The 23041-nt window shown below is 37.2% G+C and carries 23 protein-coding genes; 6 read left to right on the plus strand and 17 right to left on the minus strand.

From position 1 onward, the window contains the following. Nucleotides 1-531, plus strand: coding sequence for a MerR family transcriptional regulator (locus tag LK994_RS05695; RefSeq protein ID WP_229761929.1), 531 nt, complete (start codon nucleotides 1-3; stop codon nucleotides 529-531). Nucleotides 532-573: 42 nt separating this feature from the next. Then, nucleotides 574-1092: a thioredoxin family protein gene (locus LK994_RS05700; RefSeq protein ID WP_229761930.1), complete on the plus strand. Its 519-nt coding sequence runs from the start codon at nucleotides 574-576 to the stop codon at nucleotides 1090-1092. A gap of 140 nt (nucleotides 1093-1232) precedes the next feature. On the opposite strand, the gene LK994_RS05705 is transcribed toward LK994_RS05700, so the two are convergent. The 6 genes from LK994_RS05705 to rsfS form a co-directional block, all read right to left on the minus strand. Continuing rightward, complete coding sequence (locus tag LK994_RS05705; protein ID WP_229761931.1) at nucleotides 1233-2333, minus strand: mechanosensitive ion channel family protein; 1101 nt, start codon at nucleotides 2331-2333, stop codon at nucleotides 1233-1235. A 112-nt stretch (nucleotides 2334-2445) separates the two neighbouring features. Next, complete coding sequence (locus LK994_RS05710) at nucleotides 2446-3270, minus strand: hypothetical protein (RefSeq protein ID WP_229761932.1); 825 nt, start codon at nucleotides 3268-3270, stop codon at nucleotides 2446-2448. Nucleotides 3271-3291: 21 nt separating this feature from the next. After that, a complete protein-coding gene (locus LK994_RS05715) occupies nucleotides 3292-4062 on the minus strand; it encodes a UDP-2,3-diacylglucosamine diphosphatase (RefSeq protein ID WP_229761933.1) in 771 nt (256 codons plus the stop codon). 39 nt (nucleotides 4063-4101) lie between these two features. Beyond that, on the minus strand, nucleotides 4102-4728 hold the full coding sequence (locus LK994_RS05720) for a LutC/YkgG family protein (RefSeq protein WP_229761934.1): 627 nt from the start codon (nucleotides 4726-4728) through the stop codon (nucleotides 4102-4104). Between the two features lie 8 nt (nucleotides 4729-4736). Next, on the minus strand, nucleotides 4737-6827 hold the full coding sequence (gene ftsH, locus LK994_RS05725; protein ID WP_229761935.1) for an ATP-dependent zinc metalloprotease FtsH: 2091 nt from the start codon (nucleotides 6825-6827) through the stop codon (nucleotides 4737-4739). A gap of 65 nt (nucleotides 6828-6892) precedes the next feature. Beyond that, a complete protein-coding gene (gene rsfS / locus LK994_RS05730) occupies nucleotides 6893-7300 on the minus strand; it encodes a ribosome silencing factor (RefSeq protein WP_229761936.1) in 408 nt (135 codons plus the stop codon). Nucleotides 7301-7437: 137 nt separating this feature from the next. Between rsfS and LK994_RS05735 the strand changes: the two genes are divergently transcribed. Further along, nucleotides 7438-8178, plus strand: a complete 741-nt coding sequence (locus tag LK994_RS05735; RefSeq protein ID WP_229761937.1) for a biotin--[acetyl-CoA-carboxylase] ligase — start codon at nucleotides 7438-7440, stop codon at nucleotides 8176-8178. Here the strand turns inward: LK994_RS05735 and LK994_RS05740 are convergent. The 5 genes from LK994_RS05740 to LK994_RS05760 form a co-directional block, all read right to left on the minus strand. Further along, on the minus strand, nucleotides 8173-8469 hold the full coding sequence (locus tag LK994_RS05740) for a DUF4157 domain-containing protein (RefSeq protein ID WP_229761938.1): 297 nt from the start codon (nucleotides 8467-8469) through the stop codon (nucleotides 8173-8175). The genes LK994_RS05735 and LK994_RS05740 overlap by 6 nt on opposite strands. Further along, nucleotides 8459-8932, minus strand: coding sequence for a thioredoxin-dependent thiol peroxidase (bcp, locus tag LK994_RS05745; RefSeq protein ID WP_229761939.1), 474 nt, complete (start codon nucleotides 8930-8932; stop codon nucleotides 8459-8461). The genes LK994_RS05740 and bcp overlap by 11 nt, the downstream gene beginning before the upstream one ends. A 127-nt stretch (nucleotides 8933-9059) precedes the next feature. Next, complete coding sequence (locus tag LK994_RS05750) at nucleotides 9060-10775, minus strand: M23 family metallopeptidase (RefSeq protein WP_229761940.1); 1716 nt, start codon at nucleotides 10773-10775, stop codon at nucleotides 9060-9062. Between the two features lie 89 nt (nucleotides 10776-10864). Next, nucleotides 10865-11812, minus strand: coding sequence for a CvpA family protein (locus tag LK994_RS05755; protein ID WP_229761941.1), 948 nt, complete (start codon nucleotides 11810-11812; stop codon nucleotides 10865-10867). 76 nt (nucleotides 11813-11888) lie between these two features. After that, a complete protein-coding gene (locus LK994_RS05760; protein ID WP_229761942.1) occupies nucleotides 11889-12335 on the minus strand; it encodes a glycine zipper family protein in 447 nt (148 codons plus the stop codon). Nucleotides 12336-12748: 413 nt separating this feature from the next. On the opposite strand from LK994_RS05760, the gene carB reads away from it, so the two are divergent. Further along, on the plus strand, nucleotides 12749-15592 hold the full coding sequence (gene carB / locus LK994_RS05765) for a carbamoyl-phosphate synthase large subunit (RefSeq protein ID WP_229761943.1): 2844 nt from the start codon (nucleotides 12749-12751) through the stop codon (nucleotides 15590-15592). A 416-nt stretch (nucleotides 15593-16008) separates the two neighbouring features. Here carB and LK994_RS05770 read toward each other — a convergent pair whose 3' ends face one another. Continuing rightward, on the minus strand, nucleotides 16009-16161 hold the full coding sequence (locus LK994_RS05770; protein ID WP_229761944.1) for a hypothetical protein: 153 nt from the start codon (nucleotides 16159-16161) through the stop codon (nucleotides 16009-16011). Between the two features lie 149 nt (nucleotides 16162-16310). After that, a complete protein-coding gene (locus LK994_RS05775; protein WP_229761945.1) occupies nucleotides 16311-17864 on the minus strand; it encodes a carboxypeptidase-like regulatory domain-containing protein in 1554 nt (517 codons plus the stop codon). A gap of 135 nt (nucleotides 17865-17999) precedes the next feature. Between LK994_RS05775 and LK994_RS05780 the strand changes: the two genes are divergently transcribed. After that, nucleotides 18000-18509, plus strand: coding sequence for a hypothetical protein (locus LK994_RS05780; RefSeq protein ID WP_229761946.1), 510 nt, complete (start codon nucleotides 18000-18002; stop codon nucleotides 18507-18509). Between the two features lie 133 nt (nucleotides 18510-18642). Then, nucleotides 18643-19185: a hypothetical protein gene (locus tag LK994_RS05785; protein ID WP_229761947.1), complete on the plus strand. Its 543-nt coding sequence runs from the start codon at nucleotides 18643-18645 to the stop codon at nucleotides 19183-19185. Between the two features lie 62 nt (nucleotides 19186-19247). Here the strand turns inward: LK994_RS05785 and leuB are convergent, their stop codons facing one another. The 4 genes from leuB to LK994_RS05805 form a co-directional block, all read right to left on the minus strand. Beyond that, nucleotides 19248-20318: a 3-isopropylmalate dehydrogenase gene (leuB, locus tag LK994_RS05790; RefSeq protein ID WP_229761948.1), complete on the minus strand. Its 1071-nt coding sequence runs from the start codon at nucleotides 20316-20318 to the stop codon at nucleotides 19248-19250. Between the two features lie 114 nt (nucleotides 20319-20432). Beyond that, complete coding sequence (locus LK994_RS05795; RefSeq protein ID WP_229761949.1) at nucleotides 20433-21947, minus strand: alpha-isopropylmalate synthase regulatory domain-containing protein; 1515 nt, start codon at nucleotides 21945-21947, stop codon at nucleotides 20433-20435. A gap of 71 nt (nucleotides 21948-22018) precedes the next feature. After that, nucleotides 22019-22615 (minus strand): 3-isopropylmalate dehydratase small subunit, encoded by a 597-nt coding sequence (gene leuD, locus LK994_RS05800; RefSeq protein WP_229761950.1) that lies wholly within the window; start codon nucleotides 22613-22615, stop codon nucleotides 22019-22021. A gap of 38 nt (nucleotides 22616-22653) precedes the next feature. Then, a complete protein-coding gene (locus tag LK994_RS05805; RefSeq protein ID WP_229761951.1) occupies nucleotides 22654-23025 on the minus strand; it encodes a four helix bundle protein in 372 nt (123 codons plus the stop codon). Nucleotides 23026-23041 lie beyond the last annotated feature (16 nt).

Here is a 23041-nt window from a genome sequence, read left to right on the forward strand (position 1 = left end):
ATGGCTTTACAAACACAATTTGCTTTTGACTTTGGGGATCTGCCGGAACAAAAATTGCCGGAGAAGAAAGCTGTTGTGAAAAAGCAAAAACCTGTTATAGTTCCGGAGGCGGTAACAGCCGTTTCGGAAGTAAAAATAAAATCGACCAGAGGCAGAAAGAGTATTGAAGAAATGAATGCAGGGATCGATCTGGTTGATGTTCCGGAAGATGAGATATTGTTTCAGAAAATGTATTATTCTATTGGGAAGGTGGCAGAGATGTTTAAAGTGAATCAATCATTGATACGGCTTTGGGAAAATGAGTTTGATATATTAAAGCCCAAAAAGAATGGGAAAGGGGATAGGTTGTTTAGACCGGAGGATATTAAGAATATTCAGTTGATCTACCATCTGATGAGGGAAAAGAAATACACCATGCAAGGCGCTAAAGATTTTATAAAGAATAATAAGAAGGCAGAAGAAAAATACCTTGCGATAGAATCGTTGAAAAAAATAAAAGGCTTTTTATTGGAATTTAAAGCGAATCTCTGATTTTCTCATTACACGAATTATTCTCATCAACGAATTTTTTGAATGAAGTTTACTCTTACAATTTTATTGGTTCTTATTTCTTGTGCGGTTTTTGCTCAGGTGCCATATGAAACTAGTAAAGATCCTAAACATCCGGAGGTAACGATTTACAAAGGCGTGATCAATAAATACCTGTTGCAAAACAATGAGGAATTTAATAAGTGGTACACATTTAATCAGAAAGGATATACCCCGGATTCTGCTGTGTTGAATATTTTTTTAAAAGCAAAGGATAGTATACAGTTTGTGTTATTTGGTGGCACCTGGTGCGATGATTCTCAATTTATTTTACCAAGATTTTTTAAGATGCAGGAGATGGCAGGGTTACCCGACAGCATGATCAGTTTTTTTGGAGTAGACAGGCAAAAGCAGGCAATAGGTAATATTGCATCGGCTTTTGCAATAATTAATGTGCCCACAATTATTGTGATGAAAAATGGGAAGGAGATAGGAAGAGTTGTGGAGTACGGTAAAACAGGCAAATGGGAGAAAGAGTTGGCAGAGATAATAACTTCAAATTAATTTTTTCTCACAGATACTCAAAGTGTGCCAAAGTTTCACCGAGAGAGTGTATTAATATGACAGCCTTCGAAATAATTGGAAACTCTCTGTGAAACTTTGTGACTAGTTAGTGAGCATTGTGAAAATGAAACTTTTTCGATCTAATTTTCTTTTGCTTCATTATTAATAACGATGGTGCTTACCTCGCTGGCAAAGTCGATGTTATTGGTCTCCATCATTTTTTTTATCTCCAAATTTACTACCTGTTTTAAAGTGTCGAATTCTTTTAATGTATAAGGTTCCGTAAAATATTCTACTACCACCAATAATCCGTTCTTACTAATCTCTTTTAAAAAAACACTGAAAGAAATAATCTCCTGATTTTTATCTGCCAATATTTTTTGTAAGCTTTTAAGAGTAGTTTCGATATTTTCGGAAGACATCTTAGCATCAAACTCTAATTTGATCTCTGCTCTTCTGCTGGTTCTCATGCTCCAGTTATCAACCATAGTGTCAACCATTTGTTTGTTGGGAACAGTCACTAAAGTTTTGTCGGGGGTACGTATACGGGTACTTCGTAATCCTATTTTTTCTATTTTACCAATTACATTGTTCACTTTTACGGTATCATCTGTAAAAAAAGGTTTGTCAAAAAAGATGATGAATGAAGCTATTAGGTTTTCCAGGCTCTCTTTAGCGGCCAACGCCAGTGCAGCACCGACAATACTTAGTCCGGTCAATAGCTGCCCGATAGGCTGATGAAAACAAGCTTTTACGATTAATAACACACCTACTATACCGATAATCACTTTTAAAAAATCTCGGAAGAAAACGATCAGCTGGTTGTCTCTTGTATCAACAGTGAGATTTGCTTTATGCTCCATCACCATGGCAATGAAATCGACCAATCGAAGCACCAATCCTGTAAAGGAAATAATGATAATACCGATCCCTAATCTGGAAGCGATATCACGGGTAGTATGTCCGTAAATATCATGGTCAAATGCTGTAGGGAAATGCAATTTATCAATAGCGAAAATGGAAATAAAAATTACAAGGAACCATTCAAGCGGCTCAACTACCAGGTCAATAAACGCTTTTTTATCGATTGTTTTCCAAACCCGATGTACAGGCCTGTAACAAAGTGCGGCAATGTATCTGGATAAATACCTCTTTAGAATTAATACGATCAGTATGGTTGCAGCAACGATGAGGTAGCTGCGAACGGTATTGTCAAAATATATTTCATCAAGAAAGTCCATGAGGTAAAAATACTTATTTTGAATAAAACACTGATAACGTCTATTAAACTTATAATCACATGAGCTAATTAGTGTAAATCAATCCGATCAGTCAAATTCGTGTTTAATCAATTTATTGCACTTTATACACCTGCAACCCATCTTCCTTCAGCAAATACACTTTATTATTTTCTATCTCAATTTCGGTTGCAGTAGAAAAAGATTTTGGAAGAATATATTCTTTTAGGTTTAAGGAAGATAAGGGGTATTGATAGAGGCAGCTGTCTCCGAAACCGTAGATGTCTTTGCCAATCACTTCAACATTCTTCCAGTGCAAAAACGGTATCTTGTTTTTTAGGGCCCCGTAATAATCAAAAATGTAAAAACCTTTGTTCTCATCATATAAATAAACAAAGCCATCTCTGTCTATGACCTTCGAGGGAGAAGGAAGTGTGTCGAATATTTGCCTCAGGTCAACTGTTTCACTTAGTACTTCGCCATTATCATCGATCTTTTTTAGTTTAGCATCCCCTTCATCAAACAACCAGATATTGTTATCGTAAGATGTTGTGATGGTTTTTACTTTAAATATATTTTGTTTGCGGAGATTGATAGTGTTGCGAATGTTCAAAAATCTATCTAATACAACAATAGTAGAGAAATTTTGATAATACAACAATAATTTCAACGGGTTAGTGGCATCAATAGATGTGAGCTTTCCGTATTTTCTTACATCGTTGAATACGCCGGCACTATCGCCGTTGCTGTTTATCTTTTTTAATTGATTAGCTGTGTTTACTAAATAAATATTATCAAGATTATCGGCTGTGAAATAAGAAAAGTTTCCGGCAATAGTTTTACTAAGTGTGAATGAAGAATCCTTTTGTGCAGTTATTTTTTGAGTCACGAAGGCGCAAAAACAAAAAGAAAGAAATATGGGTAAAAAAGTAAACTTCATTTTTACAGTCTTTAAAACCCTTTAGGGGGTTGAGGTATAATACTTCAGCTCAATGTTATCTTCATCAAGCACAGCGTAACTTTCGTAATTGATCCATTCTCCCAGATTGATGTATCGGCTTTTTTCATTCAATACAAAATCGATAGGCAGATGGCGGTGGCCAAAAATGAAATAATCGAAATGTTCTTTTTGCAACATTTCTTTACTGTATATGAGCAGCCATTCATTTTCTTCACCTAAGAAAGTTTCTAACTGATGATTGCCTGCTGCTTGCCTGCTTTTTGTTGAGAAATAATCTGCAAGGCCTATGCCAATTTGCGGGGGAATAATTCCAAATAACCATTGGCACAATGGGTTTCTAAATATCTTTTTTAAAAATTTGTATTTATGATCTCCGGGTCCCAATCCATCTCCATGACCAATCAGTATTTTTTTACCATTCAGTACAAATGTTTTTGGTTCAAAATAAACGGGGATATTTAATTCTGTTTGAAAATAATCTCTCATCCACATATCATGATTACCTACAAAAAAGTGAATAGTGATGCCAGTGTCAGTTAGCTCAGCCAGTTTGCCTAATAATCTTACATAACCTTTAGGCACTACTCTTTTATATTCAAACCAAAAATCAAACATATCACCAACGATGAATATTTGTGCTGCATCGTGTTTGATGTCATCCAGAAATTGCACCACACGTTTTTCCCGTTGCAGGCTTTTGGTTGCATCAGGAGCACCGAGATGAAAATCGGAGAGGAAGTATATTTTTTTATTAGTGGTAGCTGTATTCAAGAAGTAAGTAATTTACTTACGTAAAAGTAAGAAGAAGAATTAAGACTTGGTTGGGCTATCTACTAGAAACAGATAAACCTCTTTTGGGCCATGCACACCCGTTACCAAGGTCTTTTCAATATCAGCAGTACGGCTTGGTCCACTGGCAAATGTGATCAATGATGGAATATTTCCGTTGTATTTTTCTTTAATGGCTTGTAGGGCATCTTTAATATCAAACACCAATTGATTGGTATAGGCGATGCAAATATGTATTGGTGCATATACGCTGGTGGTACGACCGCTCTGTTCAGCAGCGCTCATTACTATAGTACCTGTCCGGGCTACTAAATATTCACAACCGGTAATGGATGCATGACAGGTTTCTAAATTGATGGTATTGCTGTATTGTTCACTCCATCTGTCTTCTTTACAATAAATTTTTGTCCATTCTTTTTTAGTGACTAAATGTTGTAATTGCTCCGCAAGATCTTTTTCATCTAAACAAAAAACAAACTTGCCTTGGAGTTTAGTAAACTCCTGTGCAAATACAACTTCTAACTCATCTGTAGGAGCAGTGAAAACTGAGGCATTGCCTTCGCTTTGGGGAAAAGGCAAAGGCACCGGGTTACTCAGTGCCTGCCTTATCTTTTTTAATATGTTTTCTTTTGCCGCCGAAACTTGCATGTTGCCAATTAAATTTGTGGAGGATGAACTTCGTTTTCAGGAAGATCTGTTGGGGGTGTTTCCGAGATAGCTCCTTTTGCCTCTTCATCAGAAGGAACACCTAAGGTTGTTTTTTCTTCAAATGGCCTTTTGCCTATCAAAGATTCAACATCACTTTTAAACAGCACTTCTTTTCTCAATAATTCTTTCGCTAACAATTCAACATCACCTTTCTTTTCAGTCAATAATTTTTTTGTTCTAATATAAGCCGTCTCTATCAGTTTACGAATCTCTTCATCGATCATCTTGCCGGTTTCTTCACTAAATGGCTTGGTGAAACCATTTTCCTGGTTCGGATCGTAGTAACTGATATTGCCTACTTTTTCGTTCATGCCATATACAGTGATCATACTGTTGGCAATTTTTGTGATCTGTTGTAAATCATTGCTTGCGCCGGTGCTGATCTTTCCAAAGAAAATATCTTCGGCAGCTCTACCCCCTAATGTCATACAGATCTGGTCCATCAACTGATCAGTGTTATATAAGTATTGTTCTTTAGGAGTGTATTGAGCATAACCCAGTGCCGCACTTCCTCTTGGCACAACCGTTACTTTTAATAGCGGGTACGCATGCTCTAAATACCATCCGCAAATGGCATGGCCGGCTTCGTGATACGCAATGATCTCTTTTTCTTCCGGAGAGATGATCTTGTTCTTCTTTTCCAATCCACCGATAACTCTATCAATAGCATCCTGGAAATCCTGCATGTCAACCGCCTCTTTATTTTTACGGGCAGCAATCAAAGCCGCTTCATTACAAACGTTAGCAATATCTGCACCGGCAAATCCAGGTGTTTGTTCTGCCAGTTTATGAATATCCAATGTAGTAGATATTTTTATCGGCCCAAGATGCACTTTAAAAATTGCTTCTCTACCTACCAGATCCGGACGATCGATAGAAATTTGTCTGTCAAATCTTCCCGGACGAAGTAATGCGCTATCCAATACATCAGGTCTGTTAGTAGCCGCAAGGATGATGATACCTAAGTCAGTACCGAAACCATCCATCTCCACTAATAACTGGTTCAATGTATTTTCTCTTTCATCATTACTCATCATTACATTCTTACCTCTTGCTCTACCGATCGCATCTATCTCATCAATAAAAATGATACAAGGAGCTTTTTCTCTTGCTTGTTTAAACAGATCTCTCACACGGCTTGCTCCCACACCCACAAACATTTCAACAAAATCACTACCACTTAAACTGAAGAAAGGTACTTGAGCTTCACCTGCCACTGCTTTAGCTAATAATGTTTTACCTGTGCCCGGAGGGCCGATCAACAATGCACCTTTTGGAATTTTACCGCCTAGGGCTGTATATTTTTTAGGGTTTTTTAAGAAGTCAACGATTTCCATTACCTCTACTTTTGCTTCATCCAAACCAGCTACATCACCAAAGTTGATGTTTACTCTTGATGCTTTGTCGAACAAAGTAGCTTTGGATTTTCCGATGTTGAAAATGCCGCCTGGTCCGCCACCAGAGCCGCCTGGTCCACCTACCTTACGCATCATCATCACAAACAATAATCCTATTAATAATATAGGTAATAAAGTACTGATGATCTGTCCAAACAATTCGCCTTCATCATCGGGTCTGTCTCCAACTTGTTTAACCAGCGGGTTTTTGTCGTAAAAATTCCGCATATCATCAGAGAATGTTTTGTCATCCACAATGCTGAAATACAATTGCGGCTGATTTAACTTAGTAACCAAGGCAAAATCATTACCCAGTTTCGCTTTATAATAATCTGCTTTTTTAGCAAGACTATCTTTATTTAAAAAGACACGTACTATCTTTTTATTACGGATCGTTTTGATATTATCAATATCACCTTGTTTTACAAATTCTGTAAATTTTAACTGATCAGTTTCGATGCCAGCATTATTTGCACTTCTAAAAAAACTATAAGCCATGATACCTGCAAAGGCAATGGCATAGATCCAATAGATATTGAAACGAGGTTTATTTTTTTGTTGATCATCTCCACCGCCGAAGGGAGGAGTATTGCCGGGGCCGAATTTTTTGTTTGGGTCCTGCTGGTTATTTTGTTGTGCCATAATTATTTACTGTGTGCTGAACGCTGGTTGCTTTTTATTGATTGTTGGATTGATATTATCTTATGTTAGCCTTTATGTTCCATCATTGGAGCATCACTCCACATTTCTTCCAATTGATAAAATTTTCGGATATCAGGCATCATTACGTGTACTACAACATTGACATAATCGATCAATATCCACTGTTGTGCCACTTTACCTTCATGCTTGAACGGAATTTCTTGTATTTTTTCTTTTACATCCGTTTCAATAAAATCAGCAATAGCTCTTAACTGAGTGCTGTTGGTTGCTTCACAAATGATAAAAAAATCGGCAACCGCTTCTGGTATTTTACGCAAATCAAGGCTGATAATATTTTCGCCTTTTTTCTCCTGAATAGCGTTGATAATTGCTTTTACAATTTTGCTATTTCTCGTTAGCCTGGTAATACTACTTTTTTTTGTATCGGCTGTTTTTAGTGTCGTTTTCTTCAAATCCTACGCTGTTTTTAATTTTATTGTTTATATGGAAATGACCATATTGATACCTGTTAAACGCAATAATTACTTTTTTGTTTTTTTAAGTAGCTTGCAATTATCAAAAGTACTACTTCTTTACCAATCGCTGAATTATGTCGTTTATAACCGGTTCTTTCACAATTTTAGATAGTGTAGATAGTACCAACAACTATGCCATGGCAAAAGCTCATGCAGGAATGGCGAAAAACGGGGATAGCTATTTTGCTGTAGAACAGACTGCCGGTAAGGGCCAGAGGGGTAGGCAATGGCAATCAGGAAAAGATCTGAATATAGCGCTCAGTATAGTTATTGAGCCGCAACAGGTAAAATTGCTGCATCAATTTCATTTGTCGGCTTTGGTTGCATTGGCCGGACGGGACTTTTTTAGTCGGTATGCCGGTGATGAAACGACGATAAAATGGCCAAATGATATTTACTGGCGTGACAGAAAGGCAGGGGGAGTGCTGATAGAAAATGTGTTGCGTGGGAATGCTTGGAAATGGTCAATTGTTGGGATAGGGATCAATATCAACCAATCTGTGTTTGATAGTTCCCTGCAAAATCCGGTTTCACTTAAACAGATTACCGGAAAAGAGTTTGAAATCATTGAATTGGCCAGGGAGCTGCACCAATTTGTATTGGGGCGGATAAATGCCTATTCTGTAGAGAATTATGATCAAATACTTAATGAATATAATAGTCACTTGTTTCGTTTAAACGAAAAAGTTAAACTTAAAAGAGAAAACATGGTTTTTGAAACGCAGATCAAAGGGGTTTCTGCCTTTGGGCAATTACTAACTACTGATGTGATGAACAACCAATTTGATTTTGGCGAAGTAGAGTGGGTGTTATAATTCTTCGGCGGCCCGGGCTTCTATCTCATATTTATTGTTATAATATCCTTTTCGCAGGCTTTCCCATAAATATTTTACAATAAAACGGATATAGCCATGTTGTTGAAACTGCCGAACATGGCACAACTCATGTTTCAGCAGTTTGGTATCTTTTAAAAAATCCTTCGAAGAAATATTGTGTAGATGGATTGTTTTTCCCAACACGATCGCAACAGATGGTACTTTCAATTTTCTTGCGGCAATTTTTGCTACCCAGGATCTTTCTTTTATGGTAAAATGATCAGTTGTCAATTTCTGCCCAGGCATTTAAGATTTCTTGAGTGTGTTCCTTACTTTTTGGCTTCAAAAATATTTTACGGATAACACCCTTTTCATCTATTAAAAATGTGGTGCGATGGAGGCCCATGTAAGTTCTTCCATACATTTGTTTTTCTCCCCATACGCCGTATTTATCAATGATATTATGCTCCGGGTCGGCAATTAAAGTAAATGGCAGTTCAAATTTTTCTTCAAATTTTTTGTGCTTTTTTACTTCATCCGGGCTAACTCCCAGCACAACAAATCCTTTGGCTTTTAAAAGCCCGAAATTGTCTCTAAGGTTGCATGCCTGAATGGTACAGGTAGGTGTGTTGTCTTCCGGATAAAAATACAGAACGATCTTTTTACCCTTGTAATCGGCTAAAGAAACCGCTTTTCCATTCTGGTCTTTTTCTTTGAATGCTGGTGCTTTTTGGCCTTCGGTTAAGTGTGTCATAATACCCTAAACCCCTAAAGGGGCTTTCCTTAGAAATTACTCACAGGAAAGAAATTTTCTTTTATGATTGATAAATAATGTTTCTGTTCTGATACTTTTCAGTTCACCCTTTATGTGGGAGGCTGTTCTATCTCGTAAAGTGATACACCCTTTCTGACCTGTTCCCCACACAATCTTCCACGCTGATCTTTAATTCATGTTCACCTGGTCCGCAATGTTCATCAAATTTATAAATAAAGGTTTTGCCTTTATCATTGCTGAAACATACCCATTGTCCGTCGATCTCTGCATGAAAATTTTCTAATTCTTCTGTATTATCAATAATAACAAATCGGATAGTATAAAGTTTACTCATATCCATACCATCTCTGAATCCAAGGGGAGTAATAGCAGGAGGAGTGTGGTCTTCTATCAATTGAACATTACCAAATGCCCTGAAACTGGCTTGATACCAGTCACCCTTATCAGGGAATTTTACCGATTCGGCTTTGGCATAATCATCTTTAGCGCCCCACCAACGGTGCATAACTAATTTATCAGGAGAACTTGTTGTTGTATTCTTTATTCTTATTGGGAACTTGCATTGTACAGGTATATTTCCATTATGGAGTAAAAAGATATCACTGCCATCAGCCTGTGGTGTTTCTTTGTATTTAAATCTGATTGAATCATATAAAGCATTTTCCGGCATGTAAAAACCGATCTTGTCATTTTCAAAAATATTGATAAACCCGGGATGAAATTCTTTCGGGTCATATATTGCTGAAGAGGTTTTTGATTCGTACTGTAAACTACTTCTAACATCAAATTTTACTTGTGAAGTATTGCCATTAGGGTCCTTTACCACAATTTTAATTTGATGAGTGTTTTCGTCACCAATATTGATCACACCGTCGCCTGTTACATCTTTATATATGCCATAAGTATAGCCGGGTAATCTTGATAAATGTTGTACAAAGGGCCCGCCACTACTGCGTAATTTGTAATCTACATGAGCATTTAAATACCTTGTCTCGTCATAACTGATGCTGTCCATTTGAAAGCCGATAACAGCTTCATTATTATCATACAATACGGCTTCGTATATACCATTTTGATTGGTAGAGCCGGTATATCTGTCATAGGCCGTGATAGCGAAACTTACTTTATCCGTATTTAAAATAAGTGTTGACATGGATGGCATATATATGCCATTTACTTTTTTAAGTGGATATATCTTCGGAGTTTGTTCATAGGTACTGATACTTCTATCGTAAACGGCTAAACGAAGGATGTCCGGAGGAATATTATCTGCAATTGGGAAATCAAATAACAACGGGTTGAGTACTTTGTCTGTTTTGGTGTCTCGTATTTCAAAATGCAGGTGTGGGCCCTGGCTGCCACCGGTATTGCCACTTAATGCTATTTGTTGCCCTTGTTCAACTTCAAACATATGTGGAGGAATGTCTATAAAAATTTCCCAGCTTTTTAATTTGTATTGTTGTTCTTTTATATAACGTTGTAAAGCAGGATAAAAACTGTTTAAATGTGCATACAATGTTGTAAGCCCGTTTGGATGATTCAGATAAATAGCCTGTCCGAATCCCGAAGGTTCAATTTTGATTTTAGCAATATATCCATTTGCGGCAGCCAACACCGGAATGTTTTCTTTTTGATCTGTTTTGCAATCCAATCCCATATGATAGTGATTGGGCCGTAGTTCTCCAAAATTTGCAGCCAAAGCTTTTGTCGCCGCTACGGGCCATATAAAATATCCTTTTGGGTAATCTTTGTCGGGGAAAATTTGTGCTGATGCACATACGTATAACAATAGCAAAATGAGTATGCAAAATAATTTTTGCAAAAAAGAGGTAATTGATAGATTCAACTCAAATGGGTTTAGTGTTGCAAAAATCGGATTTGCTAAAGGTAGAGCAAAAAAATATTTATTGGTTAATTTCTGAATTCTTGTGATATCATTAACCCATACTCTCCGGCATCTAGTATCCCTATACCTAATCTCCCATAGGAAGCATTTAAAATATTAGCCCTGTGGTCAGGAGACAACATGAGTTGTGTATATGCTTTATACAGGTCGTTTGACAGCGCCAGGTTTTCTCCGGCAACGGTGTATACTATTTTGGCTTTTTTCATTCGCATGAATGGGTCGATGCCTTCGGGTGTATTATGAGAAAAGTATCCCCTTTCAAGCATATCAGCAGAATGGTCCAGCGCAACCCTTCTCAAGTCTTTATCATAGGTTAAAAGCCGTAAGTGTTGAAGATGCCGTTCTTTATTAATAATGTCTAACATCAATGCTTCAAGATCAGGTCTTTCTTGAAATTTATTTGATTTGAATGGAAGAAGTGTTTCTGTGTGGATCTTTCCGTTGCCGGTAGCAGCAATGTTTTCGTAACTGGTTACTTTTTGTATTGGAGCGTCAGTATGCCTGTTGGTGATGTTTACCAAAACATCAGAAGCATAGCTCGTTTCTATATCCTTATTAATTGCTTCATTGAGAGAAAGATTGGTTGAAGCATGTAAAGAAATGCCGGTCAATACTATTCCAAAAAGTATACCCGGCAAGATACCGCCGAACTTATTGAAATAATTTTTATGTACCTGTACAGGAATTGCCTTTTTTAAAAAGGAGAGTAGGAAAGCATACAATACAAGAAAAAAAAGTGCAGGGATTAAAAAAGCGATGAATGGGTTGTACTCAATATTAGAGGGGAATAAATTGTTTACATAACCGAGCAGGCTTTGTTTGAGCAATACTCCAAAAAAAATTGCTGCTGTCAGACTGACCATATCAATCAAACAGGAGATAAATCCTTTTTTGTAACCTAAAAAAATTCCCATGATGATGATCGTCAGGGAAATGATATCGGTATAATTCATAGCAACAATTTCATTGGGTTATGGGTGATTCTAAAAAAGCGGAGTGAAACCACTCCGCTTTTGCTCTCTATGTTATCTAGTATCTGCCATCTCTTTTATCTTGCGAACGACCTACACCGTAACCGACACCGCCACCAATAATGCCTCCTACTACAGCACCTACTGCACGGTTTCGTTTGTTAACGATTGCACCTACTACGGCACCAGTACCAGCACCGATTGCTGTACCTTTTGCTGCTTTACTCCAACCTTTTTTCTTAGTGGTTGTAGTTGTTGCAGGGGTTGTATTCGTTGCTGCGGTAGTTTGGGTAGCCACCGGAGCGGCTGTGGTTTGTTCTTTTACAACTGTTGTTGTTGTGGTTGTTACAGTTTTTGCATCTCTTTCTGCTTTCCATTGTTTAAATGCAGCAGAGTCTTCAGCAGTAACGCCTAATACTTTTGTGTCATCAGTGTTAGCGGGTTTGTTGTTTTTACAAGAAACCATTACTACTGCCATTGTTAATATCATTGCAAACTTTTTCATAATGTTTAGTTTTTGATTGAAGGAATAACCTAAAGGCCTTTTCTAGTACTATGACTTGAAAATAACGTGCCAGTTAAAGTAGTAAACGTTAAAAAAATGTAAACATAGGTATGCCGCGTACTTATCAGACTATGAGATAATCATTTGAGATTGATATTTTTTTTAAATGTTGATAAGAAGTTGTTTTTCGGGCTTTTGTAAATTCTTCAGTATTCAATTGTTTTCCTGCTAAAAGTGTAACAAATGCCCCATTATGTGGAAAAAAGTTGAATAGAACGATGCCGTACAAGAGAGTGACACAACGATGTTGAATAGTAGTACCACAGCTTGTTCAATAAAATTAAAAAACAAAAATATTTATGGTCTTGAAGCCTTAATTTTGCACCCCGAATAACAACCCCGTTTTAGACATCATGCCAAAAGACAATTCAATAAAATCAGTACTTATTATCGGCTCCGGACCTATTGTTATCGGACAAGCCTGCGAATTTGATTATAGCGGTACGCAAGCTGCTCGTAGCCTTAGAGAAGAAGGGATAAAAGTGATCCTTATCAATAGTAATCCGGCTACCATCATGACCGATCCGATGATGGCAGATAGAGTTTATCTATTGCCATTAGAGGTAGAAAGCATTGAACAAATTTTAGAGGAAAATGATATTGATGCAGTGTTGCCTACAATGGGTGGACAAACAGCATTGAATCTTTGTAAAGAAGTAGATGAACTGGGTATTTGGGAAAAACATAATGTCCGTTTGATCGGTGTTGATATTAAAGCGATCGATAAAGCGGAGGATAGAGAAAAATTCCGTCAGTGGATGATCGAGATGGGTATACCAGTTTGTCCGGCACATATTGCCAACTCATTTTTAGAAGGAAAAGAATTTGCACAGGATATCGGTTTCCCATTAGTACTGCGTCCTTCGTTTACCCTTGGGGGTAGTGGCGGTGGTGTAGTATTTAAAAAAGAAGAGTTGGACGAAGCGCTGAACAGAGCGTTGACTGCAAGTCCGATACATGAGGTGTTAGTAGAAAAAGCAGTGTTGGGTTGGAAAGAATACGAATTAGAATTATTAAGAGATAATGCGGATAATGTTGCGATCATTTGTACGGTAGAGAATTTTGATCCGATGGGGGTGCATACAGGAGACTCTATCACTGTAGCACCTGCAATGACCTTGAGTGATACGGCATTTCAATTGATGCGTAACACAGCAATCAGTATGATGCGTAACCTGGGCAATTTTGCCGGAGGTTGTAATGTGCAGTTTGCAATGAATCCGCAAACAGAAGAGATTATTGTTGTAGAAATTAATCCACGTGTAAGTCGTTCATCTGCATTAGCGTCTAAGGCTACGGGTTATCCTATCGCTAAAATTGCTGCAAAACTGGCGGTTGGATATAATTTAGATGAATTAAAAAATCAGATCACACAAAGTACTTCGGCTTATTTTGAACCGGCGTTGGATTATGTAATTGTAAAAGTACCTCGTTGGAACTTCGATAAATTTAAAGGAGCTGATGATACTTTAGGTTTCCAGATGAAATCTGTGGGGGAAGTAATGGGTATTGGCAGAAGCTTTGCTGAAGCGATACAAAAAGCCTGTCAGAGTTTGGAGAATGAAGCGGTAGGGTTGGGTTACTACGGACAAAGCTTAATGAAAGCAGATGACTTAATTGAATACATCAAGATACCGAAGTGGGATAGGGTTTTCAGAATTAAGGATGCATTGATGGCTGGGGCCAGTGTAAAACGTATTTGCGAAAGCACCGGCATCGACAGGTGGTTCATCTACCAGATACAAAAAATATGTAACTGCGAAAAAGAGATCCTTAAGTATGATCTGAAGACTTTGCCGGATGAGTTGTTGAAAGAAGCGAAATTCTTGGGCTTTAGTGATGAGCAGATTGTTCGTATCATGAAAGAAGAAAACGCTGAAGATATTTACGAACGCAGAAAGAAAATGGGATTGACCAGGGTGTTCAAAATGGTAGATACCTGTGCTGCAGAGTTTGAGGCAAAGACGCCATATTTCTATTCAACATTTGAAAACAAATCGGCTAACGATAGCAAACTGATCAGCAACGAAAGTAAAAGATCTGATAAGAAAAAAATAATTGTACTCGGTAGTGGTCCGAACAGGATCGGTCAGGGTATTGAGTTTGATTATTGTTGTGTACATGGGTTGCTTGCTGTAAAAGAAGCAGGTTATGAAGCGATCATGGTAAATTGTAATCCAGAAACAGTAAGTACAGATTTTGATATAGCTGATAAATTATATTTCGAGCCAGTGTTCTGGGAGCATTTGTGGGAGATCATTGAACATGAACAACCGGATGGTGTGATTGTTCAGTTGGGAGGACAAACAGCATTGAAACTTGCAAAGAAATTACATCAAAAAGGAATAAGAATTGTCGGTACTTCTTTCGATAGTATGGATATTGCTGAAGACAGAGGCAGATTTAGTGATACATTAAAAGAACTAGGTATCCCTTATCCGAAATATGGTACAGCATACAATACTGATGATGCGATTGAAGTGGCAAAAGAAGTCGGTTATCCTGTATTGATACGCCCTAGTTATGTTATTGGCGGACAAAGAATGCGTATCGTGTTGAACGACGAAGAGTTGGAAAAAGGGATTTTAAGTTTGATCAAACATTTGCCGGGCAATAAGATTTTAATTGATCATTTCTTAGATCGTTGTCAGGAGGCTGAGATCGATGCAATTTTTGATGGTGATGAATTCCATATCATGGGCGTGATGGAACATATTGAACCGGCAGGTATCCATAGTGGTGATAGTAATGCCGTGTTGCCACAATTCAATTTATCTCCATTGATCGTTCATACAATGGAAGAATACGCAGAAAAAATTGCACGTAAATTAAATATCAGAGGATTGATCAATATTCAGTTTGCTATTAAAGATGGTAATGTGTATGTGATTGAGGCAAACCCACGTGCTAGCCGTACTACACCGTTTATTGCAAAAGCATATCAAATACCATATTTGAATATTGCTACCAAAATAATGTTGGGCGTTAATAAATTAAAAGACTTCGTTTTTGAGAAAAAGATGACAGGCTTTGCGATCAAAGAACCGGTATTCTCTTTCAATAAATTTCCTGGTGTAAATAAAGAGTTAGGCCCGGAAATGAAGAGTACCGGTGAAGCAATTCGTTTCATCAAAGATCTTCGTGATCCTTACTTCAGAACTTTGTACAAAGAGAGAAGTATGCATTTGAGTAAATAGAGTTTGTTACATATAATATAATTGAAAGCCTCGTTTTTTTTGAACGGGGCTTTTTTATTGAGCTATGATTTTGATCGTTTGATAAGATTGGGTTAAAAAATAAATCAACATTAGAAAATTGATTTTTTACCCCGAAGATTGTAAGTCATCAAAAACTGATGCAAGTATCAATAACGATGGAGTATAGATGAAAGCGGCGATGATTTGTAGAAAACTAACTAATTCGTAAAATTTCATAGTAAAATTACGTATAAATGCTTCTTGTTTCCGTAAAATTACTATTTTTGGAATCTGCTGACCTAACAGTATGACTTATCTGAGGATATTTTGATAGTCAACATAAAACGGGTTATAGGTCTAAAGGTCATAGGGCTGCTATCAAGCAGCCCTATTTTATTTTGCTAATTATGTAACTACTATGGGAAAGGAAAAGATAAGCTGGTTAAAATTTGATACTGATCTTCCAATAAATGTAATTCATCCTCTGTGATAGTAACATTTTCCTGACCGTTAGTAATTTCCGGCGTACTACTGTACTTGGCTGTTGTGTGGTAGGTTTGATTTTTCATAATAATGGATTTAATAATAGAGGAAAACGAAATAAAATATCCATTATTGTGTAAAAAAGCGTACTGATTTGCAAAAAATATATTTCAATATATAGTTGTGCGATGTCCCTACAAAGATTTTTTGTTGCCAATTGTAAACCTGAAAATTATCATTGTATCGTCAATGATCCCGGGACGACAAGTGTTTTGCCCGTAGGTACAACCAACGAAGCTCCGTTGGAAATATGTTGTGTATAATTTAAAATACATTGCCCACCGAGAACATGGCTTATTAATATGGTATCCGGTGGATATAATGTAAATGGCGGCCTCAAATTGTCTTTCCAGTTAAAAGGATTACCCCAGTTGCCATTGCCAATAAACATATAAGTGAGCGGAGAAGTGAAATCAACATTAATATTTTTTGCCGTATCACTCAGGGCGTTGATGTTAACCATACTTCCTGGAAAATTGGGTGTCTGGTTGAAAAACAGCGATGGTCCCCCACCTCCGCCATTGTCCACATGAAATTGTATTGAGTATTGTCCGGGAGGTACAAATAAATAATAGAAATTTTCTGTGCTGTCATGATAGGCTTCATATAATGGAGGCCCCGGAACATTATATGCATATGCATTGATTCCGCCTCTTATATTTTTCCCGTCTTTTTTAAATGTGCCCATTATGACTGCACCCTTTCTCAAAACTGCATTGATATTTTTTATGGTATCGGTGAACTCAGTTACGTGAATATAATCGGCGTTTTGACTGGAGTATTTTTGATTATAATAAGTTCTCAGATATCCTTTAGGCTCCCGATCATTTCCAAATTGGACAGTATAGGTTCCGGTGTCTACTGTAATAGAATAATTCCCATTTACATCTGTTCGTCCATCATAATTTTTATTTCCTCCACCATTAGGGGTATAAACATTTACAGCCATGTCAAAAATGGGAGCACCGGTTGTGTCAGTAACAGTACCCATGATAATTTTGCCGGCAAGAACAGTGAAATCAATATTTGAAACATTAGAACTTAATGTGAAACTTGCTTCATTGGGAGTAAACACATAACCGCTTAAAGAACTGTTGAAAGATTCCATTGGAACACGTACTCTTACATTAGATCCGGAGGCTTCTTTAGTTGTGATAATATAATTACCGTTGTTATCAGTAAGTACATAATATTCGCCATCAGGCCCCTGTAAACTTACCACAACATTTATCAGGCCACTCCCATCTTTGGTTACTTTGCCGCTTACGGTAAATGTAGGGGATGAGATGGCTGTTAACGAGTAGGTAGATGTAGCCGTATCTGTACCGGAGATCGTTCGGAAAATATAATTGCCTACCGGAAAGCCTAGTCCTCCAATACTAGTAGTGATAGTGCCATTTGCAGTTGCATCGTCATCACCCGGCCCTTGGTTTCCACCAGGAACACCATCTGTTTGATTAAAGGAAACGAATAAAAAATCAGTAGCCGGATCAATGATGTCGTTGCCATTCATATCTATCCATAACTGATTAGATACACCAGCTCCGGTAGTTAGTCCGCTGATACTCCATGAAAAAGTATTGCCTGTTTCAAACGTGGCACCATTGGCTTGCCCATTAACCGTAAGCCCGATGGTTGCAAAACTTTTTGAGCAAGAAAACATAGTGATAGCTAATAACAGAAAAACATGGGTTAGCTTAGCTGTATTTTTTGTAGCAGTGTATTTCATCCCGGTAAGATTTAGGGTTTATAATACTAACGACAAATATTCCCGAAGCACTTGAAACTATGGCCAGACTTTATACCCTAAATCTAATGGAAAGTAAGCAGAAATAAAAGACATTTTCAATGATATTTAGCAGTAATGAAAAATTTATTTATCAGCGAATGCCGGATTGGCAACATATTTTTGTCTGTACATAGTATGATACTAAAACAAAAAATATATCGCCACTACTGTCAAATAGTAGAGCAGAAGATAACGCTGCTACAGCAGGTATTGGCTGATCTGAAAGAAAGTGGCACTAACGAAACTAAAAGTACAGCAGGAGATAAACATGAAACAGCCTTAGCTATGTTGCAAATAGAACAGGCAAACAAACGAGCTCAATTACAGGAGATAATAGCTCAAAAAAATGTGTTGGGAAAAATAAATCCAACCATATCTGCGCCGATTGTAACGATTGGCAGTCTTATCAAGACCAATAGAGGTTATTTGTTCATGAGTGTTGCTTTAGGTAAAGCGGAAATAGAGGGTATAACAGTTATTGCACTTTCGCCACAGTCACCATTAGGCATACAATTAATGAGACTGAAAGAAGGAGATACTGCGATTATGAATGGAAACAGCTATATCATAGAAGGTATTTTCTAGTTCTCTCAAAAATATTGCACTTTATAGAAAATAGTTCTATCTTACTCTATCCGCTCCCATAATTACTGCAAAATATCCATTCTTTGTAAGGCCATCATATTTATTCATTTATTAACCAAACCTCAACATGCGTATGAAAAAATTTATGCTGATTGCTTTCATTGCCGTATTTGCGATGAGTTGCAATAATGCCACAACAAAAGAAAACAGTACAGCGGCAGCTGACACTTCCTCTGGAAAAATTGATTATGCTTATTTACCCGCCAATCATCCTCCGGATTATTGGGATAGGGGGGATCAGAAAAATATTGCCCTGGTGCTTAAGTCTTTAAAAGGATTTGAAACAAAAAATGTTGAACAGGCGTTGGAGCCATTTGCAGACAGTGTACTCTGGCAAGTTGGGAATATGGATGCTAAGATCTCAAAAGACTCATTACGATCAATGTTTACAAATGATCTGAAAGCTATTGCATCTATTAAGATCGTTATGAATGATTATGAATCTGTTATCTCTAAAGATAAAAAATTGGAGTATGTGTCGTTATGGTATAAACAGATCAATACCGATATGAAAGGGAAAGTTGATTCTATGATCTGTATGGATGATGCTAAAATTGTAAATGGAAAAATTGTTGAACTTGAGGAAAAAGTAAGGCCATTGGGGCAAAAGAAGTAATCAGAACAAAATAAAAAGTGCCGATCTGATCGGCACTTTTTATATAAAAAAATTACAAGGATCTATATTCTGCTTAGGATTTCTTCACCAATAGCATCGGTGCCTAAAATTTTGTCAGCTGGCGTAGTAGCATCAGCAATATCCCTTGTACGGAAACCAGCTTTCAATACCTGGTCAACCGCATTGATCACGGCTTCACTTTCAGCTTTTAAGCCGAAAGAAATATCTAATAATAATGCTGCTGATAAAACAGAAGCCATCGGGTTAGCAACGCCTTTACCTGTAATGTCGTGACCAGAACCATGTATTGGTTCGTAAACGCCTGTCCCATCTCCGATGGACGCAGATGCTAACATGCCCATTGAGCCTGCAATTTGCGAAGCTTCATCTGTTAAGATGTCACCAAATAAATTACCGGTTACTACCACATCAAAACGTTTAGGATCTTTAATTAAGATCATCGCTGCTGCATCAACAAACTGATGTTCTAATTGAACCTCAGGATAATCTTTTGCCACTTCTAAAATGGTTTCTCTCCATAAACGACTGCTTTCTAAAACATTCGCTTTATCTACACTCATTAATTTTTTACCTCTTGTCATTGCAGCATCAAAAGCTTTACGTGCAATACGTTCAACTTCATATTTGCTGTAGATCATTGTATCGTAAGCAGTGTTACCATCAGCAGATCTTGCTCTTTCACCGAAGTAAACATCTCCTGTTAATTCACGGAAGAATAAGATATCTGCTCCTTTTAATATTTCTGGTTTGATGCTGGATGCACTCAGCAATTCATCAAATAATTTTATCGGACGAAGGTTAGCATATAAGCCTAATTCTTTACGCATTTTCAACAAACCTTGTTCAGGACGAACTTTTGCTGAAGGATCATTATCATATTTCGGATGACCTACTGCACCAAATAATACTGCATCTGAATTTCTCATTTTTTCTAATGATTCATCAGGTAAAGGATTACCGGTTGCTTCAATTGCTACGTGACCGATCAATGCTTCATCATAAGTGAACTCATGTCCAAACTTTGCAGCAATTTTATCTAATACTTTTTTACCAACAACAGTTACTTCTTGTCCGATTCCGTCTCCAGGAACGATAACGATGTGTTTTTTCATTCGAAAGTGTTTGTGGCTACAGCTGCGGCTTTTGGCTACAGCTTTGACCTATTATTATAATTAAAAATTCTATTTTAAAAAGCTCGGCCGTAGCCATAAGCTGCAGCCAAAGGCCTAAATAGTGTTCAACATTTTTTGCGTTGCCTTAATCGCTGCAATTGTCTGATCCGAATCCAATCCTCTCGTTTTAAATTCTCTTCCCTTTAAATTCCATGTAATGATCGTTTCACACAACGCATCTGTTTTACCTCCCGGCGGAATGCGTACAACGTAATCCGTGAGCAAAGGCAATTCTAAATCTTTTTTTGCATACACTTTTTTAAGTGCATTCATAAAAGCATCGTATTGTCCATCACCTTCAGCACTTGCTTCATGCAAACCATTGTCTTCAAATTTTATTTTGATAGTAGCATATGGTTTTAAATCATTCGATACAGTTAGTATATATTTTTCTACTTTAACTTTTTCAACTAGAGTAGCACCATCCAATACATCTGACAAAATATAGGGAAGATCTGCTTGCGTAACCGTTTCTTTTCTGTCACCTAATTCAATGATACGCTGCGTTACCTTTTTTAGGTCTTCGTCAGATAATTGTATACCGAGCTGTTGTAAATTATTTTCAATATTTGCTTTGCCGGATGTTTTTCCTAAAGCGTATTTTCTTTGTCTACCGAAACGTTCAGGCATTAACTCGTTAAAGTATAATTGATTTTTTTTATCGCCATCGGCGTGAATACCTGCAGTTTGAGTAAATACATTTTCTCCAACGATTGGTTTGTTCACAGATATTCTGAAACCTGAAAAGTTCTCTACGAGTTTACTCACAGAGTGCAAAGATTTTTCTTCAACACCGGTTGTTACATCTTTTTGATAATCGTTCAACACAGCAATAACGCTTGCTAGTGGAGCATTACCTGCTCTTTCACCCATACCATTTACGGTAAGATGAAGACCATGAGCGCCTGCTTTTACCGCTTCCAAAACATTTGCAACACTGAGGTCATAATCATTGTGTGCATGAAAATCAAAATGTATAGATGGATATTTTTTTACTATCGCAGAAATGTATTCAAATGTTTCGGAAGGAATCAATACGCCGAGCGTATCCGGTAATAAAATTCTTTTAACAGGTTGTGTAGATAAAAAATCCAGGTATTGAAAGACATACTCCCTAGAGTTGCGCATACCATTACTCCAGTCTTCTAAATAAACATTGCATTGCAAACCTTTGCTGTTTGCTAATGCGATCACTTTTGCAACATCACTAAAATGTTGTTCCGGTGTTTTCTTTAATTGATGTGTAAGATGGTTTAAAGAACCTTTGGTTAAAAGGTTCATTACTTTTGCTCCGGCGTCAATCATCCAGTTGACGGATGTTTCGCCATCAACAAAAGTCAAGACTTCAACTTTATCTAATAGCCCTTGTTTATCTGCCCACGCAGTAATTTTTTTAACAGCATCCAGTTCGCCTTCAGAAACTCTAGCAGAAGCGATCTCAATTCTGTCAACCTTTACTTCAGTCAACAGCAATTGTGCGATCGTTAATTTTTCTGACGATGAAAAGGATACACCACTTGTTTGTTCTCCATCACGGAGAGTGGTGTCCATTATTTGAATCTGTCTCATTATTGGTGGTTAAGCTTAAGGCCTAAAGCTAAAAGCTGAAAGCTTTGTGCCTTCTGCTTTTAGCCTTGAGCTTAATATAGACTTTTATCTGCGAATTCTTTTATCTCCTCTTTCATGGCTTGTAAATAATCGATATCATCGAAGCCATTGGTTAAATTATGTTTCTTATAGGTGTTGATCGCAAAACCTTCACTTTCGCCTGTTGCAACGATCGTAACTTTTTGCGCAGGTAAATCAACTTCAATTTCTGCTTTTGGATCAGCTTCAATTGCTCTGAAAATTTTATCTAAAAATTCAGGACTAACTGTTACCGGTAAAATACCAATGTTCAATGAGTTCCCTTTGAAGATATCTGCAAAGAAGCTTGATATTACACAACGGAAACCATAGTCATAAATAGCCCATGCAGCATGCTCACGGCTGCTACCGCTACCAAAGTTTTTACCACCTACTAAAATTTTACCGGAGTAGATAGGGTTGTTCAACACGAAATCTTTTTTCGGCGTATCGTCACCGTTATAACGCCAGTCTCTGAAAAGATTATCACCAAAACCTTCACGTTTGGTAGCTTTTAAAAATCTTGCAGGAATAATTTGATCTGTATCTACGTTCTCAATTGGTAAAGGAACTGCTGTTGAGCGTAGTACTGTGAATTTATCGTAAGCCATAATTTTGCTTTTGGCTGCAGCTTTTGGCTACAGCGTGTTTACATTTTATTGTTAATGTCTTTTAATATTTTTTGTCTTAAGGCAAAGAGTAATTTTTTTATTGAAATTATTTTGCTGTTCAAGGTTAAATATTTCTCTTCACTAATATATTTCAAGTCTTTACTTAATTCTAATTGATAATCTACTTCCGTTGCTGAACCTAATGCTATATCAATAAATCTTGTAAAATCTTTTTCACTTGTTTTTGATGACCCTTCAGCAAAATTTGTTGGTATTGAAGCACTTGACCTTCTGATCTGTGACGTCAATCCGAATTTTTCTTCGTTTGGAAAGTCTTTCGTTAACAAATAAATTTCCAAAACCAACTTATGACTTAGTTGCCATGCTTCGTACTTTCTGAAGTCTCTCATCTTTTTGACTGAGGTC

It is taken from the genome of Ferruginibacter lapsinanis, assembly GCF_020783315.1.
GTDB lineage: Bacteria > Bacteroidota > Bacteroidia > Chitinophagales > Chitinophagaceae > Ferruginibacter > Ferruginibacter lapsinanis.